This window comes from Mesorhizobium sp. HAY1-8B (assembly GCF_056868045.1).
Genome location: NZ_CP200321.1, coordinates 597,057 through 615,094 on the forward strand (window position 1 = coordinate 597,057; position 18,038 = coordinate 615,094).

At 63.0% G+C, this 18,038-nt stretch carries 21 protein-coding genes, 1 tRNA gene and 1 pseudogene; 11 read left to right on the top strand and 12 right to left on the bottom strand.

Annotation, left to right across the window (positions count from 1 at the left end; genetic code table 11):
* Positions 1-7: 7 nt before the first annotated feature.
* From AC1VON_RS02950 to AC1VON_RS02965, 4 genes are all read right to left on the bottom strand, one after another.
* Positions 8-1,483, bottom strand: a complete 1,476-nt coding sequence (locus tag AC1VON_RS02950; RefSeq protein ID WP_483120350.1) for a M81 family metallopeptidase — start codon at positions 1,481-1,483, stop codon at positions 8-10.
* A gap of 74 nt (positions 1,484-1,557) precedes the next feature.
* A complete protein-coding gene (locus AC1VON_RS02955) occupies positions 1,558-2,382 on the bottom strand; it encodes a carbohydrate ABC transporter permease (RefSeq protein WP_172347998.1) in 825 nt (274 codons plus the stop codon).
* On the bottom strand, positions 2,379-3,248 hold the full coding sequence (locus tag AC1VON_RS02960) for a carbohydrate ABC transporter permease (protein ID WP_056574965.1): 870 nt from the start codon (positions 3,246-3,248) through the stop codon (positions 2,379-2,381). The genes AC1VON_RS02955 and AC1VON_RS02960 overlap by 4 nt, the downstream gene beginning before the upstream one ends.
* A gap of 149 nt (positions 3,249-3,397) precedes the next feature.
* Positions 3,398-4,630 (bottom strand): ABC transporter substrate-binding protein, encoded by a 1,233-nt coding sequence (locus tag AC1VON_RS02965; protein ID WP_483120351.1) that lies wholly within the window; start codon positions 4,628-4,630, stop codon positions 3,398-3,400.
* A 182-nt stretch (positions 4,631-4,812) separates the two neighbouring features.
* Here AC1VON_RS02965 and AC1VON_RS02970 point away from each other — a divergent pair, with 182 nt between their 5' ends.
* Genes AC1VON_RS02970 through AC1VON_RS02980 form a run of 3 tightly spaced genes read left to right on the top strand, consistent with a single transcriptional unit; the run spans position 4,813 to position 7,571 of the window.
* On the top strand, positions 4,813-5,583 hold the full coding sequence (locus tag AC1VON_RS02970) for an SDR family NAD(P)-dependent oxidoreductase (protein ID WP_172347996.1): 771 nt from the start codon (positions 4,813-4,815) through the stop codon (positions 5,581-5,583).
* A 2-nt stretch (positions 5,584-5,585) separates the two neighbouring features.
* Positions 5,586-6,653 (top strand): ABC transporter ATP-binding protein, encoded by a 1,068-nt coding sequence (locus AC1VON_RS02975; protein WP_483120352.1) that lies wholly within the window; start codon positions 5,586-5,588, stop codon positions 6,651-6,653.
* Between the two features lie 36 nt (positions 6,654-6,689).
* Positions 6,690-7,571, top strand: a complete 882-nt coding sequence (locus AC1VON_RS02980) for a MurR/RpiR family transcriptional regulator (RefSeq protein WP_483120353.1) — start codon at positions 6,690-6,692, stop codon at positions 7,569-7,571.
* 116 nt (positions 7,572-7,687) lie between these two features.
* Here the strand turns inward: AC1VON_RS02980 and AC1VON_RS02985 are convergent, their stop codons facing one another.
* Positions 7,688-7,996 carry a DUF167 domain-containing protein gene (locus AC1VON_RS02985; RefSeq protein ID WP_172347993.1) on the bottom strand — a complete coding sequence of 103 codons (309 nt, stop codon included), beginning with the start codon at positions 7,994-7,996 and terminating at the stop codon, positions 7,688-7,690.
* Positions 7,997-8,009: 13 nt separating this feature from the next.
* Positions 8,010-8,300 (bottom strand): YggT family protein, encoded by a 291-nt coding sequence (locus AC1VON_RS02990; protein WP_027047523.1) that lies wholly within the window; start codon positions 8,298-8,300, stop codon positions 8,010-8,012.
* A 145-nt stretch (positions 8,301-8,445) separates the two neighbouring features.
* On the opposite strand from AC1VON_RS02990, the gene AC1VON_RS02995 reads away from it, so the two are divergent.
* The 6 genes from AC1VON_RS02995 (at position 8,446) to AC1VON_RS03020 (ending at position 11,980) form a co-directional block, all read left to right on the top strand.
* Positions 8,446-8,521, top strand: a tRNA-Ala gene (locus tag AC1VON_RS02995).
* A gap of 325 nt (positions 8,522-8,846) precedes the next feature.
* Complete coding sequence (locus tag AC1VON_RS03000) at positions 8,847-9,596, top strand: helix-turn-helix domain-containing protein (protein ID WP_483126260.1); 750 nt, start codon at positions 8,847-8,849, stop codon at positions 9,594-9,596.
* Between the two features lie 421 nt (positions 9,597-10,017).
* Positions 10,018-11,076 carry a SagB/ThcOx family dehydrogenase gene (locus AC1VON_RS03005; protein ID WP_483120354.1) on the top strand — a complete coding sequence of 353 codons (1,059 nt, stop codon included), beginning with the start codon at positions 10,018-10,020 and terminating at the stop codon, positions 11,074-11,076.
* Positions 11,077-11,139: 63 nt separating this feature from the next.
* Positions 11,140-11,388, top strand: coding sequence for a hypothetical protein (locus AC1VON_RS03010; protein WP_172347991.1), 249 nt, complete (start codon positions 11,140-11,142; stop codon positions 11,386-11,388).
* Positions 11,389-11,391: 3 nt separating this feature from the next.
* Positions 11,392-11,625 (top strand): hypothetical protein, encoded by a 234-nt coding sequence (locus AC1VON_RS03015; protein ID WP_483120355.1) that lies wholly within the window; start codon positions 11,392-11,394, stop codon positions 11,623-11,625.
* 34 nt (positions 11,626-11,659) lie between these two features.
* On the top strand, positions 11,660-11,980 hold the full coding sequence (locus AC1VON_RS03020) for a hypothetical protein (RefSeq protein ID WP_483120356.1): 321 nt from the start codon (positions 11,660-11,662) through the stop codon (positions 11,978-11,980).
* A 55-nt stretch (positions 11,981-12,035) separates the two neighbouring features.
* On the opposite strand, the gene AC1VON_RS03025 is transcribed toward AC1VON_RS03020, so the two are convergent.
* From AC1VON_RS03025 to AC1VON_RS03040, 4 genes and pseudogenes are all read right to left on the bottom strand, one after another.
* Positions 12,036-12,977 (bottom strand): TonB family protein, encoded by a 942-nt coding sequence (locus AC1VON_RS03025; protein WP_483120357.1) that lies wholly within the window; start codon positions 12,975-12,977, stop codon positions 12,036-12,038.
* Entirely contained in the window at positions 12,974-13,432 is a 459-nt protein-coding gene (exbD, locus tag AC1VON_RS03030; RefSeq protein WP_483120358.1) for a TonB system transport protein ExbD, read from the bottom strand. Before exbD ends, AC1VON_RS03025 begins: the two co-directional genes overlap by 4 nt.
* 11 nt (positions 13,433-13,443) lie before the next feature.
* Positions 13,444-14,364 (bottom strand): tonB-system energizer ExbB, encoded by a 921-nt coding sequence (gene exbB, locus AC1VON_RS03035; protein WP_483120359.1) that lies wholly within the window; start codon positions 14,362-14,364, stop codon positions 13,444-13,446.
* Positions 14,365-14,529: 165 nt separating this feature from the next.
* Positions 14,530-14,709: pseudogene (locus tag AC1VON_RS03040) on the bottom strand (ATP-binding cassette domain-containing protein); the annotation flags it as partial.
* 251 nt (positions 14,710-14,960) lie between these two features.
* On the opposite strand from AC1VON_RS03040, the gene AC1VON_RS03045 reads away from it, so the two are divergent.
* Positions 14,961-15,647, top strand: a complete 687-nt coding sequence (locus AC1VON_RS03045) for a cysteine hydrolase family protein (protein ID WP_483120360.1) — start codon at positions 14,961-14,963, stop codon at positions 15,645-15,647.
* Between the two features lie 6 nt (positions 15,648-15,653).
* On the opposite strand, the gene AC1VON_RS03050 is transcribed toward AC1VON_RS03045, so the two are convergent.
* Together AC1VON_RS03050 and AC1VON_RS03055 are read right to left on the bottom strand one after the other, a co-directional pair.
* Positions 15,654-16,598: an LLM class flavin-dependent oxidoreductase gene (locus AC1VON_RS03050; RefSeq protein ID WP_483120361.1), complete on the bottom strand. Its 945-nt coding sequence runs from the start codon at positions 16,596-16,598 to the stop codon at positions 15,654-15,656.
* Positions 16,599-16,736: 138 nt separating this feature from the next.
* The gene (locus tag AC1VON_RS03055; RefSeq protein WP_010912229.1) at positions 16,737-16,892 is read right to left on the bottom strand and encodes a hypothetical protein; all 156 of its coding nucleotides are present in this window, start codon (positions 16,890-16,892) and stop codon (positions 16,737-16,739) included.
* A 292-nt stretch (positions 16,893-17,184) separates the two neighbouring features.
* Here AC1VON_RS03055 and AC1VON_RS03060 point away from each other — a divergent pair, with 292 nt between their 5' ends.
* Positions 17,185-17,952, top strand: coding sequence for an SDR family NAD(P)-dependent oxidoreductase (locus tag AC1VON_RS03060; protein ID WP_172347981.1), 768 nt, complete (start codon positions 17,185-17,187; stop codon positions 17,950-17,952).
* Positions 17,953-18,038: the final 86 nt, after the last annotated feature.

Sequence of the window (18,038 nt, forward strand, 5' to 3'; positions counted from 1 at the left end):
AGCAACGTCACGCCTTCCACGGATCCTTCACCCTCGGCCACACCGGCCGTGTCAGCTTCTTGTAATCCGTCACCGCAGGATTGCTCGGATAGGAACTCGGTGCAGAGACATAGATGATCTCGGCGGCTATCGGTTCGAATCCGGCATAGAAATGGTTGGTCGACTTGATCAGCAGCATGTCCTTGGCCAGCGGATCGACGCCGATGTTGGAGAAAATGTCCGGCTCGAAAGTCTGCGTGCGGTTGGTGTTGAGGATGATGTCGACCTCGGTACCCTCGATGCGGACCAAAGCGGCCGGCCCAAGTGTCACCCGGCTTGGCCCGAAACTCTGCCACCCCTCGTTAACGGCCTTCAGCACCTTGACGCGCGCATCGATCGGCTCGCCCGCCTGAGGTCCGGCCTTGCCGCCGAAACGCAGGTCGATGACGGCGCCCTCGCCGGCCGCCAGGCAGAAGGTCACGGCAATCGGATCCCAGATCGTCGCCACGCCGAACTTGTCTAGGCCGCGCGCCAGCATCTGGCGCAACACGAAGGTGCCGTCGCCGGGAACGCCGCCGCCGGGATTGTCCCAGATGTCGGCGATGACCACCGGCTTGCCGGGATTCCCGGCACGTACGGCCAGCGCCCGGTCGATGCCGCCGGCGGTATCAAGCATCGTCATCGCCGTATTTTCACGCATGGCATAGAGTTCGCGTCCGAGCTGTTGCGCCAGCGCATCGCCCCTGGCCTTGTCATTGTCGGTGACGACGAGGATGCGCGTGCCCATTTCCGGCACGTCGGCGGCCATGAAGCCGTGGATGACCGATACCGACAGCACACCGTCCTTGCCGTGCATCGCCTTGATACGGTCGACGAAGGAGCGCATCGGCTCGCGGCTGGTCGGCAGCACCTGGATCATGCGGCAGTCGAAGGTCGAAATGACCGGCTTGATCTCGCCGCGCGCGGCAGCCAGGCCAAGCTCGACGACATGTTCGCCGCGCTCATAGAAGTCGGTATGCGGGAATTCGAGGAAATAGGCCATGATATCGGAGGCGGCCACGCGCTTCGGCGTCAAATGGCTGTGCGGATCGAACTCGGAGGCGATCACCACCTTGGGTCCGACAATTGCCCGCACGCGCTCAAGCAGGTCGCCTTCGCAATCGTCATAGCCTTGCGCCACCATGGCGCCATGCAGGCCGAGGATGACCGCGTCGACCGGCAGTGCCGCCTCGAGCTGCCCGAGAATCTCGTCGCGCAGCGCCTCGAAGGTCTGCCGCTGCACCAGGCCGCCGGGCTCGGCCCATGTGGCGGTGCCTTCGATCACGGTCAGTCCTTCGGCGGCTGCGCGCCGGCGCAAGGCCACGATCGGCGAGGAACACAATGTCGGCGTCTCAGGATGCTTGCCCGGCCCGGCATAGAACGCCATCTCGAACGAGGCCCGGTCGGTCGGCACCGGCGAGAAGGTGTTGGTTTCCGTCGCCAGCGAGGCGGTGAAGATACGCATGAAGACTCCGTGGTGGCACTATCTGTTTCTTGCAATTCCGGTGGGAAACCGCTGCACACTTTTTCCTGGAATTGCTATTTGACCGCCCCGAGCGCCAGTCCGCGCACGAGATAGCGCTGCAGCCAGATGAACAAGATCGCCACCGGCAGCGTCGCCAGCAAAGTCGCGGCCATGACGTGATGCCACTCGATCGTGTAGCGGCCGGCGACGAGAGAAAAGACCTGAATCGGCAGCGTGTAGCTCTCCTGGCTGCGCAGCATGGTCAGCGCCACGACGAATTCGTTCCAGGCGTTGATGAAGGTGAAGATCGCCGTGACCGCGATCGCCGGCAGGCAGAGCGGCAGGAACACTTTGCGCAGGGTCAGCCAGCGGCCGGCGCCTTCCATCCAGGCGGCTTCCTCGAGATCGCGCGGAATGGTGTCGAAATAGCTCTGCAGCATCCACACGGTGAAGGCGACGTTGAAGGCCATGTAGATGAAGCCCAGCGCCGTCGTCGATTCGACCAGCCCCCAGGCGGCCATCAGCCGGAACAGGCCGAGCACCAGCACGATCGGCGAGATCATCTGCGAGATCAGCAGGAACTGGCGAAAGGCCCCATAGCCGGCAAAGCGAAAGCGCGACATCGCATAGGCGGCGGGTACGGAGATCAGGATGGCGCCGACCGTGGCGATGACCGACACATAGAGCGAGTTGGCCAGCGCCTGGCCGAAACCGGTCGCCACCCACATGTCGGAGAAGTTCGACCAGCGGAACTCGCTCGGCCACCATGTCGGTGACAGCACTTCCTGCCGTGGCTTGACCGCGGTCAGGAACATCACCGCGAAGGGAAAGATCGTCACCACGATCAAAGGCGCCAAAAGCAGCCAGGCGATGATGGTGCGTTTGAGCTTGGGCGTCATGCGCGTTGCTCCCGCATGGCGAGGCGCACATAGATCATGGTGAAGACCAGCAATATGGCGAACATCACCAGCGACACCGCCGAGGCCTCACCCAGTTTGCCGATGCGGAAAGCCAGCTTGTAAAGGTGGGTGACCAGGATGTCGGTCGAGTTGGCCGGCCCGCCCTGCGTCATCACCCAGATGATCGGGAACGAATTGAAGACATAGATGGTGTTGAGCACGATGGCGATGTTGATGAACGGTTTCAACAACGGAAAGGTGATCTCGCGGAACTGCTGCAGCGGCGTGGCACCCTCAAGGGCGGCCGCCTCGTAGAGATCGTCCGGGATCGACGACAGGCCGCCGAGGAAGATCGTCGTGGTGAACGGCACCGTCACCAATATGCCGATCAGCACCTGCATCGGAAACGCCGTCTCGGCGCTGGCCAGCCACTGGATGTTATGGTCGATCAGGCCAAGCCCGAGCAGCGCCGAGTTCAGCATGCCGCTTTCACCGCTCAGCGCCCAGCGCCAGACCACCGCCGTCATGGTAAGCGACACCGCCCAGGGCAGCATGATGATGACACGGGCAAGACCGCGGCCATAAAAATCGGTGTTGAGGATCATCGCCACCGGCACCGACAGCAGCAGTGCGCCGCCGACCACCAGCACGGTCCATAGACCGGTGCGCCAGAGTGCCGCGACGAAGTCGGGATCGGCGGCAAGCGCCGCGAAATTGGCAAGGCCGCTGAATTCGCGCAACTGGCCGAAGCGGTTGACGTCATGCGTCGAGATCTGGATCAGGTCCCAGACCGGCCAGAAGATGACGACCGCCGCCAGGAACAGGCTGGGCAAGGTCAGAAGATAGGGTAAGAAACGATTTTGCATCGGTTGGCCTGCAACCTCGGCGCACAGGATCAGAAGGTTCTGCTTATGCGAATTTCGGATCGGGAAACCAAGGGGAGTGGCGCGCCCCGCCTGAATCTGAGGCGCGCCACGGGCGCAGGGAGATACGCCCTATTTCTTGAGCACGGCCGCTATTTCTTCAACACTGCATTGGCCTTGGCCGCCGCGTCCTTCAGGCCTGCCTCGGGGTCGCCACCGAGATAGATCTTCTGCATGGCATCGGACGTGATCTGGGCAACCTCTTCCCAGCCCGGGATGACCGGCGCGAAGCGGGCGTCGGGCAAAAGCGCTGTGAAGGCGGCGAGGTCGGCATTGTTGACGTAGTAATCCATCTTGGCCTCTTCCTTGTTCACCGGCAGGAAGCCTTCGCCTTGCGTGAACTTGGCGCGCTGCTCCGTGGTGAACAGGAAGTCCATCAGCTTCCAGGCCTCATCCTTGTTCTTGGAGTTCTTGAACATGATCATGGAATCGGTGACGCCATAAGTGCCGCGCGCCCCGGTCGGGCCGGCCGGAATGGCGGCGACGCCATATTTCAGAGTCGGTGCCTCGTCCTTGATCTGGTTGGACAGGAATGGCGCGGTGATCATCATGCCGACCTTGCCCTGCTTGAACAGGTTCTGCACATCCTCGCGGTTGTTGGAGGTGACGCCGGGCTCGGTCAGGCCTTCGTCGATCATCGACTTGTAGAGCTTGGCGGCTTCGAGCGCGCCCGGCGTGCCGAGGCCCGACGTGCCGTCCTTGTTGAGGATCTCGGTGCCCTGCGACCACATGGCGTAGTAGTAATAGACGTCGGTCTCGATCTCCTTGCCCTGCAGGCCGAACCCGAAAGTACCGGACCCCAGCGCCTTGATCTTGCGGGCATCGTCCTGCAACTCGGTCCAGGTTGCCGGCGGCTTGGCGATGCCGGCCTTCTCGAACAGCTCCTTGTTGTAATACATGGCGCGGGCAGACGCCGCGATCGGCAGGCCGTAGGTCTTGCCGTTCATGATCGAGGGCGACAGGAAGGTATCGATGAAACGGCCCTTGAATTCGGGCGTGATGTAGCCGTCGAGCGGCTCGGCGACATCCTGCTGGACGAAGTCGATCAGCCAGCGCGTGCCGATGATGGACAGATCCGCATTGGTGCCGGCGGTGATGTCGGTGGTCAGCTTCTGCAGGAGCACATCCCACGGCACGACTTCGAACTTGACGGTGATGCCGGGGTTCTTTGCCTCGAACTCCTTCTTCACTTCCTCGAAATAGGGGCCGGTCTTGGCACTGTATTCGGCGACGGTGACGCGCACCTCACCCGCGGTCGCCTGCGCCGCGAAGGCCAGCATGCTCATTCCGGCCGTCAGGCCGGCAGTCCATTTGGCTAGGCTCATCCGATCTCTCCCATTTGTTTCGCGCATTTGCGCTCCCTATGCCGATAGCTGGCACAAGATTTATGTGACTTTCCTACATTATCGATGAATTCGCGCCATGCAAGCGGATTATCATGTTGCTTAATTACATTCCTTTCTTTAGCCTGCCGGCATCTGCCTGACCTGCGGGAGGAACAAGCGCCGTGGTTTCGAAAGCCGAATTCGCAGGCCGCACTGTTGTCGTCACCGGTGCCGGCGGCGGCCTTGGCTCGGCCATCGTCGCACTGCTGGCCGGGAGGGGCGCGCGGGTGGTCGGCTGTGACCAGTCCGAGGAGGCGCTGGCAAGCCCGCGGCTTGCCTCGCGCCATGTCTTCAACCTTCTCGACCGGGCTTCGATCGAGGCGGGGATCGCCGCTGTGCTGGACAAAGACGGCGTGCCCGACATCCTGATCAACAATGCCGGCTGGACGCGTGCCGAGACGATCTCCGCGCTCAACGCCGACAACATCGAGCATGAACTCGACCTCAATCTGACCGGGGTCATGACCTTCGCCGATCCTATTGCCAAGGCGATGGCCGCGCGCGGCTCAGGCAGCGTCGTCTTCATCTCTTCCGTCAACGCCATCGCGCATTTCGGCAATCCGGCCTATGCGGCCGCAAAGGCCGGCATCAACGCCTATGCCAAATCGATCGCGGTCGAGCTTGGCCGCAGCGGCGTGCGCGCCAATGTCGTCTGCCCGGGATCGATCCGCACCGCCGCCTGGGATCATCGCCTGGCCAAGGATCCGGAAATCCTGGGCAAGTTGCAGCGGCTTTACCCGCTCGGCCGCATCGTCAATGCCTCGGAAGTGGCCGAAGCCGTGGCTTTCCTTGCGTCGGACCGCGCCTCGGGCGTAACAGGCGTGGTGATGCCCGTGGATGCGGGGCTGACCGCCGGCTGCCTGCCGTTCATCGACGACATATTGGGAGCGTGACCATGACCGACGTCCTGTTTCGCAACCTGTCGAAATCCTTCGGCCAGCACAGGATCCTCGAGGACATCGGCCTCGACATCAAGAGCGGCGAATTCGTGGTGCTGGTCGGCCCGTCCGGCTGCGGCAAGTCGACCTTGCTGCGCATGCTGGCCGGGCTGGAGACGATCACGTCAGGCGATCTCCTGATCGGCGGCGTGCGCGCCAACGACCTGCCGCCACAGCAGCGCAACATCGCCATGGTGTTTCAGTCCTATGCGCTGTTCCCGCATCTGAAAGCCTCGGACAATATCGGCTTCGGCCCGAAGATCCGCGGCGAGACCCGCGCGGCCATCGACCAGAAGGTCAAGAAGGCCTCGGGCGTCCTCAACCTGTTCTCCTATCTCGATCGCTATCCCCGGCAATTGTCGGGCGGCCAGCGCCAGCGCGTCGCCATGGGTCGCGCCATCGTGCGCGAACCGTCGGTGTTCCTGTTCGACGAACCCCTGTCCAACCTCGACGCCCAATTGCGCGTGCAGATGCGCACCGAGATCAAGGCGCTGCACCAGCGGCTGAAGTCGACGATCGTCTACGTCACGCATGACCAGATCGAGGCCATGACCATGGCCGACCGCATCGTGGTGATGGACCGTGGCCGGATCCAGCAGGTCGGAGCGCCGCTCGAGCTCTATGACAGGCCGGCCAACAAGTTCGTCGCCGGCTTCCTCGGCTCGCCGTCGATGAGCTTTGTGTCGGGGGCTCTGAAGGCGACGCCTGAGAAGACATGGTTCGAATCGGCCGGCGGCGGCCGGCTGGCGCTTGCCGGCAAGGCGGTGCCGGCGGGCAGCGCCGTGGAGGCCGGCATCCGACCCGAGCATTTCATCATCGGTGAAACCGCCGACGCCATGGCGCTCAAGGTGGATGTCGTCGAGCCGACCGGCTCTGAAACCCACGTCTATGGCGTCATCGGCGCCGATACGGTGCGTGCCGTGTTCCGCGACAGGGTGCCGGTCAGGCCGGGCGACCTGCTGCCGGTCTCGGTTGATCCTGGCAACATCCATCTGTTCAACAAGGCGACAGGCCTGCCGCTGTGAAACGAGAAGTACCAACATGAAGACGAAAACACGGGCATGAAGACGCCGGCCGACATCATCACGCGGCTGCAGCTGATGTCGCAGGACGGCACCAAGTCGGATCGCCGGCTGGCTGGCCTCGTGCTGTCCGATCTCGATTTCGCCTCCAAGGCCGCGATCTCCGAGATTGCCGCGCGCGTCGGCGTCAGCGAGCCTACGGTAACCCGCTTCTGCCGCAATCTCGGCTGCGAGGGGCTGCGCGACTTCAAATTCTACCTGGCGCAGGCCATCGCCATCGGCGGCCAGTATCTGTCGCCCGAGCCGCTGAGCCGCGACGCCCGCGAGCAGCGCATCGCCTCCGCCATCACCGAGGCCGCGATATCGGCCATCCAGCGCGCCAGCGAGAACCTCGACATGACGACGCTGGTCGCTGTCGCCGAGCGGCTTGCGACGTCAGGCAATGTGCTGTGCATCGGCTCCGGCGGCATCTCCTCGATGATGGCGACCGAAATGCAGAACCGGCTGTTCCGGCTCGGCCTGCCGGTGCTGGCCCAGATCGACGGCCAGTTGCAGCGCATGTACGCCGCCGTTGCCACGCCGGAAACCACGCTGGTCGCCTTTTCAGTGTCCGGCTATGCGCGCTCGGTCATCGAGGCGGTGCAGGTCGCGCAGCAATATGGTGCCACCACGGTGGCCGTCACCGCGCCCGATTCGACGCTGGCCAAGGCGGCCGATACGGTCATCCACCTGCAGCCGCTCGAGGATGGCAACATCTACAAGCCCACATCGTCGCGCTACGCGCTGCTGGCGATCGTGGACATGATCGTGACATCGGTCGCGGAGGCGCGCGGCCCCAGGGTGCTGGAGAATTTGCGCCGCATCAAGCAAAGCGTGAACACGCTGAAGGTCGACGACCCAAGGCTGCCGCTTGGCGATTGAGGGCAGGCGCCGAAGCGGCCAATCTCCTCCCTTGCGGGGGAGATGTCCGGCAGGACGAAGGGGGGCGCTGTCCCGCCGACAGTCAGTTCGGAAGTGCCACAGCACTGGATTGCGGATCAGCCGAGCGCTTCGACACGCTGCGCCAGCGCCCCTGGATCACCCGCTATGCGCAGCGTCTTGAGCCGTGCCGTGCCGCCGGCGACGACCGAAACGGCCGATGTCGGCACTCCCAGCGTCTTGGCGACCAGCTTTTCCAGCGCCTGATTGGCGGCGCCGTTTTCCGGCACGGCGCGGACCCGCGCCTTCAAATGGCTTCGCCCGTCCGCCGATGTTTCGACGCCTTCCAACCTGTCCATGGAAGATTTTGGCGTCAGCCGGACGAACAGTTCGATGCCGTTCTCGCGGATGCGCAGGGGCGCGCTCATGCGATTGTCGGGATCACAGCACCAGCGGGGCTACCGTGGTGAGAATGAACTGCCTGACGAAGAACAGGATCAACAGCAGGATGATCGGCGAGATGTCGATGCCGCCAAGGTCGGGCATGAAGCGGCGGATCGGCCGCAGGGCCGGCTCGGTCAGCCGATAGAGCATGTTGCCGATGCTGCCGACGAACTGGTTGCGCGAATTGACGACGTTGAAGGCATAGAGCCAGGAAAAGATCGCCGAGGCGATGATGATCCACCAGTAGAGGTCGAGCGCCATGACGATGGTTTGAATGAGGGCGAGCATGCCGGTCTCCAATTGTTGCCGACATGTAGCCATTGCACGCGAAACCGGCAAGGGCCGGCAGCCGCCGCGCCGGCCAACGAGGATTCGGCAAAACGCCGCCTTGACAGAAATCCGCCGCGCCCGATAAATGCGCCATCCGTTGGACGGGGCTGTAGCTCAGCTGGGAGAGCGCGTCGTTCGCAATGACGAGGTCAGGAGTTCGATCCTCCTCAGCTCCACCATCGGAATAATCGCTTCTCCGGTTTTTGGCGCGCCGCCAGGGCGCAAGCCCATGCGATGCAAGGCGATGCGACGTTCCGCGCGCCAAAGCCCCCGAAAAAAGCCATAGGCGATTTGGCTGGGTTCGAGGCAAGACAGATTGTCAATTGGACTTATGGCGATGACCGTTGTCGGATTGCGCTATTTTTTTTGAAAGCCTCCCCATTAGACTGCTGTTCTCAAATCAGTTTTTTCTGTGAGTTGCGACAAGGCGTTTCGGCGGGGGCGACCGAAGGCGCTATATGGATTCCGAGTCGGAATGAAGAATTCGCCCGCGAAAGCAAAGACGTGTCCATTCGCGAGAATCTCGCTGCAAATCTCAGACGGCTCTGCAAGGACCATGCCTCCGTAAGCGCGGTTTGCCGCGAGTTGGGTATCAACCGCACGCAGTTCGAACGTTACCTGCAAGGGCAGACCGTTCCGAACAAGGCCACTGCCAAACTGATCTGCGACTACTTCCGCATCGATGAAGCCGAACTGTATCGCGACCCGGGCATTCCCGAGCCCATGGCCACCGGCCTGCCGCCGATTTCGGAAAGCCTGTTCAAGCAGATGATCCGCCCGCCCGCCCCATCGATCGCGGGAGGCACCTATTTCACCTATTTTTCGATCCCGACCCGTTCCGACCTGTTGGTGCGGTCGGTAACCTTCGTGCGTCGCGAGGCCGAACTGGTCACATTCCGCCGGGTCACCGGGTGGTCGGAGCGCCGTGGCTCGATATGGGCGCGGGCGCGCGGCAATCACTATGGCGTGGCGATCTCTCGCCTGAACTGGATCTATTTCAGCGGCATCAACCGTCGCCAGACCGGCGAGCCCTCACTGATCTCCGTGCAATGGGCGCCGATCTCCGAACCGGTTCTGATCGGCAAGGCCATGCTCCTGACCGAGGCCGGGCCGGCATTCGTATCGGTCATCATGCGGCAGGACATGTCCGGCATCCGGCCACGGCATGCGATCCGCATGGCGCATGTCGTCAAGCTTGACGATCCGGGCATCGATCCGTTGGTCGTCAGCCTCACCCGGGACGGGCAGGGCTGATCTCGCGCACCCAATTTACGCTAAATAAGAATAAGAATACCTCGAAAGAGCGTATGCTGGCGTAGCCCTACTCTTTATCCGAGAAAAATCGATTTTTTAAACTTTAACACGAAGAAAGATATTTTAGATCGCGCGCCTTTTACTACGGTTTTAACAAACCATTAACTCTTTCGACCTTACCTTTCTTCTCGCGGATCCCACGGTGGGGATCTTTCAACAGATCCCATTTGGGGGTCGGGAAAGGGACGAAAAATGGCCAAGAAAGTGAGCAATGCCCCGAAGCTGACGGTTGCCGCGGGCACGCAGACCGTCTTCTTCTCGCAGGGCATGCACTACAACAAGCGCTGAAGTCGTTCGGCGCCGACGGGATGTTCGCCCGTCGGCGCGTCACATTCACAAAACGGCATTCAGCATCATGAAAATGCGCTCTTCAAAAACGCTTGTTTTCTATCCCGGGACCAACAAGGTCACGGCCTGCAATTTCCTGACCAGAAGCGTCTTCGAATGCAGCCCCGAGGTGATCGGTCTTCTTGCGTCCTGGGACGAATGGGCCTCCACGGCGGAGATTGCACGCGCCCACGGATGGTCGAAATCCGACCTCAATGCCGTCGTGCCGCAATTGCTTGATTTTTCCGCCCTGGTCACCGCCGGCTCGCCACTGGCCGAACAGGAAACACAGTTCTCCGGACAGTGGAGCTGGGGCATTCCGACCGCGCTGATGCATTTCTGCGTCCAGGACTCAGAATTCATGACCATCGAACAGGCCGAGGCCCGCCAGATCGAACGCGCCGGTCATGTCGCGCAGCCCGACCTCATGCTCAAGAACGCCGTCGGCGCCATCCGGCTGCCGAACGCACTCGAAGACAATGAACTGCTGAGCCTGATGGCGCGGCGCCGCACCAACCGCACCGCGGCCGCGCCCACCATCACCGCGCGGCAGCTCTCCGATTGCCTGTTCGCGGGCATGGGCATTACCGGCGAGACCAGCAACTGCGTTGGCGCCCTGCCGCTGGGCATGACACCTTCTGGCGGCGCGCGGAATCCTTATGAGGCCTATGTGGTCGCACTTGGTGTCGAGGGTCTGCAACCCGGCGTCTATCATTATTCCGCCGCCGATCACGATCTCGGCAGGATCCCTGCCAACCATCTGCCGAAGATCTCCGAACTGGTCGGCAGGCAGGAATGGGCTGATACCATGCCATGCCTGATCCTGCTCTGCGCCAGGCTCGACCGCACCATGTGGAAATATGAGGATCCCAACGCCTATCGTGTCGTGCTGATCGAGGCCGGCCATATCGGCCAGAACATGATGTTGGCGGCAACCAGACATGGCTTGTCGGCCTGCCCTACGGCAGCGCTGAGCCATTCGGCGATCAAGCGTCTCCTTGGCCTCGACCGCCTCACGGACGCACCTGTTTATGCGTTGACCCTCTCGATCCCGGAACCAAGCCCGTATCCGGCGGGCCAGTCTATTAATTAGCCGACTTATTATATTTAACCAGTATGCGTTCCCCGAGTTCTTATGCGATAACAGGAGCAACACGTGGCAAATCATTCCCTACGGCAGTCAGAGATCGATAGCCTTCAATATATCGCGTCGATGACCAACGAGCTGGTGCAGATGGCCGAAGCAAGCCGTTTTCCCATGATCTCCTATCTGCTGGGCATGGCCTATGCCGAAGCCTTCGACGTCCTGCGCGGCGCGCGGCCGGCAAGGCATGCGCAGCTCAGCGGCAACCCGATGCATTCCAGGCCGAATGTAAAGGAACACGCTCAGCCACGGAGAGCGTAGGGGATGCAACCGTCAACCCTGTGCTCGCCGGTGGGCTCTCAGCCGAACCGGTGGGAGACACTGTGTGCGCTGCAAACCCTGCTGCCGCTCCTGAAGAAGGCAGCTGGCGGCCTTGAGCGTCCCGACATGGTCTACTGGTTCGAGCAGGCCGACGCAGAGCTTGCCAAGATCATCAGGGGTCGGCCGTCCGATACCGCCGCGATCCCCGCCTTGATCGCCCGCGGCCCGCAGAATTGACATTCATGCCTAGAGAATCGAGGGGCGCCCGCCAATGAACATGATCGCACCCATCAGGAGCGCCGACGCCAGGGAAAGCGTCTTCGGCCGGCTCCATGTCCTGATCGCCAGTCGACCGGCATCACCGGATGCCGCGCGCGTCGAGGCCCGGCAACTGATCTCCATGGCGATGGCCGACACCTGGCAGGCCGACAGCCTCTGGGGCGCGGCGGACGCCTTTCACATCCATTTCGATTTCATGATGCAAACCATCGAGATCAACGGCGCCGACGATCCGAACCTCCGGCTCCTGCGCACGAAATGCCGCTTCTACCTGGAGCAGGTCGAAGCGCTCTGCCAGTCGATGAGCTGCTGATCGGTCGCTGTCGCGCGAGGGTCCATCGCACCACCGTTTCGCCCCAGGACGCGCGCTAATTGCGCAGGTTGAAGACGAACGGCGCCGTGCGGCTTTGGCGCCCGCCAAGCTCAGGCGGAGGTGCCGGCACGGTAGCACCCTGGAGCACGGAAATTGCCGCCCGATCCAGGTCGGCATTGCCTGAGGAGCGGGTCAGCCTGGCGGACAGAACCCGGCCGGATGAGTCGACTGTGAACGTGACGTAGGCACTGCCTTCTGCGCGTAGGGCTCTCGCCGCACTCGGATAGCGCGTGTGCCGATTGATCCATGAGCGCAGTTTTGAATCCCATTTGCTGGAGTCGCCGGATCGCCCTGTCGCTTCCGCCGACTTCGGCGCGGCTGTCTTGGCCGCTGGCTTGGCATCGGCGCTGGCGGCGGTCACCGTCTTGGGCGGTGCCGTCTTTTCCTTCTTCGGTTTGGGCTTGTCGACAGGCTTTTTGGCCTTGGCCTCGACCGGTTTCTTTTGCTTCGGCGTTTCGGCTGGCTTCGCCTGCGGCAACGGAATGACTACATCCGGGGCGACAGCCTCGACAATGTCCGGGATCGCCTCGTCCAGTGGTGGCTGATCGACCTGCTCCGTCTTTTCGGTCTGGGTGGGCTCGGTCTCGTCGGGCGCGACCGCTTCCGGCTGTTCGGTAACCGGTTCCGCCTTCTCGACCTGTTCAGGCGTTGGCTCCGTCGTCGGTGTTGGCGTTGGCTCGCTCTGGTCAGGCATCACTGCGTCCAGTGCCGCGACGTCTTCCTCCACGGCCGGCATCACCGTCATCGGTGCCATCTCGATCACCGGGGCCGGTGGTGGACCGCCATCCGTTTCATTGACCATGCTGAAGGTCTGCACGGCATAGGCGACCGCGACATGGGCCCCAAGGATAAGCGTCGCCGCCCCCGCCCAAAGACCAAGATCGCGCCAGCCGAAGCGCGACAGTTGCACCGTGGGCAAGGTGGCGGACTGCGTCATGGCGCGGGAGCTCCCGCGGGTGCCGGTGCAGCAGCGGTCGCCGTCTCCAGGCCGACCAGCGCGATCTTCAGATAGCCGGCGCCACGCAGCAGGTTCATGGCCTCCATCAGGTCGCCATAGGCGACCGCCTTGTCGGCGCGCAGGAAGATGCGCGTCTGCTTGTCGCCCTTGGTCCTGCTGTCCAGCGTGGCCGCGAAGGCCGGGCGCGGCACGGTGTCATTGCCGATCGCCAGCGTGAGATCGTCCTTCAAGGTCAGGAACAGCGGCGTTTCGGGCCGGGGCGCGGGCGTCGCCGTCGACCCCGGCAGGTCGACATTGACGTCCACCGTCGCGAGCGGCGCGGCGACCATGAAGATGATCAGCAGCACCAGGATGACATCGATGAAGGGTGTGACGTTGATCTCGTGGCTCTCCTCGAGATCGTCGTCCATGGTCTGTCGGATTCTGCTTCCCATGGCGTCGCCCGCTACGCCGCCGCCAGGGCTGTCGCCGGCGAGACGGCACGGAAATCCAGGTCGCGGCTGACCAGCCGTTCGACGCCCGCCGAGGCGTCGGCGAGGATCTGCCGGTAGCCGGCTATCGAGCGGGCGAAGACGTTGTAGATCACCACCGCCGGAATTGCCGCGACAAGACCCATCGCGGTGGCGAGCAGCGCTTCGGCGATGCCCGGCGCGACCACGGCGAGATCGGTGGTCTGCGCCTGCGAGATGCCGATGAAGGCATTCATGATGCCCCAGACGGTGCCGAACAGGCCGACGAACGGCGCGGTGGAACCGATCGTCGCCAACACGCCGGTGCCGCGCGACATGCGCCGCGACGCCGCCGCCTCGATGCGCGACAGGCGCGAGGTGACGCGTTCCTTCAATCCGTCGCCGCCGACATGGTCGAGCGCGCCGGCCGAAAGCGCGGTCTCTTCTTCCGCCGCCTTGACCAGAAGCGCCCCGGGACCGCCGCTGCGGTCGAGCGCGCGGCTGGCTTGCTTCAGCGTCGCGGCATCGCCGATCGCGCGCACCGCACGGCGGATACGAAGCTTGCCACCGAAAATCTCCAGCGATTTGGCCAGCCATATCGTCCAGGTGACGAGCGAGGCAAAGGCCAGCCCGATCATCACCGCCTTCACGATGATGTCGGCGGCCATGAACATGCCCCATGGCGACAAATCGTGCGGCAGGTTCAGCTCCATGGCCCCCGTCGGCGCGGCCCCGGCAGGCGCCGACGTAGCCGGCTGGCCAACTTGCTGCGCGGGCGCCATTGTGGCCGGTGCGGCGGGAGAGGCAGGGGCCTCGGCCGCGGGAGCAGTACCGGCCGGTTGCTCCTGGGCCACGGCGCCGCCGCCTGCCAGGATCACCGATGCGACCAACGCCGCCAACAAACGCGTTCTAGACAACAGCTTCTTCCTTGTTCTCGCAGCGACCAGCCGCTTCCTATTGCGCCACCGCATCAAATCTCGTCACTGCACATAGCCGGCGGGTTGTCCGGTGCCCGGGTGCGCGAACACGCCCGTCTCCACGCCGAAAATGCCTCTCAGCACATCGCCCCGCATGATTTCGCCTGGCGTGCCGCGCGTCAGCAGCTTGATCAGCGTCGACTTGCCCGAACCGTTGTGACCGATCAGCCCGTGGACGCGCGAGCGTTGCAGTTCGAGCGAGCCAGCGCCAAGCAGCGTCCGCTCGCCGACGGCAAACCGCACCGCGTCGATATGAAAGGCGGTCTCAGCTCCAGCCACGGTCATGGTGTCTCCAGTGCGGCCACCCGCATTTCCAATTTCTGGCCTCGGCAGTCCAACGTCCGGTTGACTATGAAACATGACCTTACTAGTCAACATTTAAGATGACTGCAACAGGTCGTGGCAGCGATACATACCCAGCGGCAGCATGACCGCCCCAACATCCTGCCACTTCGCGTCAGAGCGGCGAGCTGAGTGGACGACTTGAACTTCGCCAGTCAGGATGGCTCTCACGATCGGTAAGGAGGCACCTTCGGATGATCAAGGCAACGCCCTTCGACTTCCCTTATGACGGCAGGCTGGTGGCCGAAAACACAGCGCTTGTCGTCATCGACCTGCAGCAGGATTTCCTGTCGACGACGGGCTATTTCGCCAAGCAGGGATATGACCCCTCGCCGCTGCGGGCGATCCTGCCGGCCGTGAATCGGCTGATATCGGCCGCGCGCAAAGCCGGCGTCAAGGTCATCCACACCAGGCAGGGTTATCGGGCTGATATGGCCGACATGACGCCCTACGAGAAATGGCGCCGCAAGCGCTCCGGTCTCGACGGAACCGACATCCTGCTGCGCTCGGGCGCGGGATTCCAGATCGTTCCGGAGATCGATGTCGCGCCTGATGACATCATCGTCGACAAGACCTGCAACAGCGCCTTCACCTATACGGATTTCGAGCTTGTGCTGCGCGCGCAAGGCATCACGCATCTGATGTTTTCCGGATGCACGACCGACGTCTGCGTCCACACCACGCTGCGCGAAGCCTGCGACCGCAATTTTCAGTGCCTGACGATCTCGGACGCCTGCGCCAGCGGCGACAGGCAAGCCCATGAGGCAGCGCTTCACATGGTGACGGTCGAGGACGGCGTCTTCGGGGTGTTGGCCGATTCAGCCGCCGTCATCGAGGGCCTGTCGCGGCTTGGCGACAGGCGGGGCGCAACAAACGATTGATCGGCTTCAGCCGGCAGCCCGTGTCTCCAGCCCTGCGCGTGGCGCATAGGCCCCCGGCTGGAAAGCATCATGTTCTTCGCGGCGTGCCAGGGAATTGCGCAGCAAGGCGATGGTCTCCCTGCCAACCGTCGCGATCTCACGCGGCGTGTCGACGCCAACGATCATGAATTCGTCGATCCCGAGCCCGGCATAGGCAAGCAGCGACAGGGCGGCTTGAGCAGGCGGGCTGGACAGGTCGACCGCCTTGTAGCCGGCGGTGAAAGCGCCTTGGTGGATCCTGACCGGAAGCGCGAAGCGCAGCTTGCCGGCCCGGCCGTGTTCGGCGGCGGCACCGCGCACCCGCTCCATCAACTGCCGGACCTCATCAATCGAGCCCGGCGCCAGTTCGAAGACATCGGCATGTCGTCCGGCCACCTTCAGTGCCGTTCCCGATTGCCCGCCCATGCGGATGACAGGGTGGGCGCCATGCGGCCCCTTGCGCTCGATATAGCCGCTCTTGATGCTGTAGAAGGCGCCTTCATGGTCGAAGGGCCGGTCGTTCGACCACAGCCGCTTCAAAAGCACCAGATATTCGTCGATGCGCTGCCAGATCACGCCATGTCCGACCGGCCGCGTCTCGGCGTCATCGTCGTTCAACGGCTCGCTGATCATCCGAAGCGCCAGCCGTCCGCCGCTCTCCCTGTCGATCGATGCCAGTTGGCGGGCCGCCACCGTCGGTTCGATCACGCCGGCCCAATGGGTCAGCACCACTTCCAGCGACGCGGTGCGATTGAGCACCTGGGCACCAAGATCCATATTGGTCAGCAGTCCGGCCGGATCATCGACGACGATCTTCTGGAAACCGCTATCCTCGATCAGCCCGAGCTTGGTCGCGGTCTCGGCGAAATCGTAGAAGAAGGGAACGGCGGCGTCAGCGGGCTTGCCGGGGACATGGGTGAATTCGATCGGCATTGTCATCTCCTCCATCGCTGGAATCATGGATGCTGTGAAATGCGAACCACGGCCGCGCGCAAACGCACCGGGATCCGGTTCATTCAACTCCGATTGCCTGAAGACAGTGGGGAAACTAACCCCTGTCGGTCCGACGCCTTAGGGAATGAGGCCCAGAACGACGGCCCCGGTGAACACGAACGCAAGGGCAAAGACGAGATAGGCGAAAGCTCCGGCATAGGCCGGGCGAAAGGTCTGGGCATTGGCCAGCCTCTGGCCGCTGCTGTCAGTCTGAGCGTTCTGGATATAGGACATATCGACCTCCGTCTCGCCCGTTAATCTATAAAACTTGTAGACTTTGTCGATTGCTATTTTTGAGCCATAGGCAGAATAATTTTCTCATTTCAGGCCGTAGGTTGGTTATGAATTTCTGGGATCAACCTGTCATGCGGTCGATGGCGGCCATTGGAATTGTTCCCAGGCACGCTCGAATGGACCTATGTCCTTGTTTCCGCTGCACCCACTTCGTCCATTGGCCGCCCGATGCGGGGCGCGGTAGCATCACTCAACAGGCAAGCGCAAAATGGGTCGAACAGGGGAGTAGACAATGGGCACAAGACTGGCCGGCAAGGTCGCCATTATCTCGGGCGGCGCGACGGGAATGGGTGGGGCGGCCTCGGAGCTGTTCGCGGCGGAAGGCGCCAAGGTGGCGATCATCGACCGCAATGGCGAGGCGGCCGCGGCAACGGCGGCGACGATTCGTGCTCGCGGACACATAGCCGAGCATTTTGTCGCCGACGTATCCGACGAAGCCCAGGTCGAAGCGGCGGTGAAGGGCGCGACGGAGAAACTCGGGCCGGTCACGGTGCTGTTCAACCATGCCGGCACCATCGTGATAAAGCCGTTCCTGGAGACGACCGTGCAGGAATGGGACTGGCTGCATGCCGTCAATGTCCGCTCCATGTTCCTGATGACACGCGCCGTGCTGCCCGGCATGATCGCCGCCGGCGGCGGTTCGATCGTCTGCACCTCGTCGATCTCGGCGGTGGCGGCGACGCCGATGGAGGTGCTCTACGACACCACCAAGGGCGCCTGCCACATGTTCGCCCGCGCCATTGCCGTCGAGTTCCGTGACCGCAACATCCGCTGCAACGCCGTCTGCCCTGGCTTCATCAGGACGCCGCACGGCCTGCGCGAGGTCGCCGACCTCGGCAAGCTTGGCGTCGACGTTTCCGATGCGGCACTCGCCGCGCAGCAGGGCCGCATCGGCGAACCTGAGGAAGTGGCGAAGGCAGCGCTGTATCTCGCCAGTGACGAGGCCAGCTTCGTCAACGGCGCGCATCTGTTCGTCGATAATGGCTTTACGGCAATGTGAGGCTTTCCGCTGAGGTTGGCGCTGCCCCTCATCTGCCTGCCGGCATCTTCTCCCCGTGAACGGGGAGAAGGGGGCTGGCCGCAACG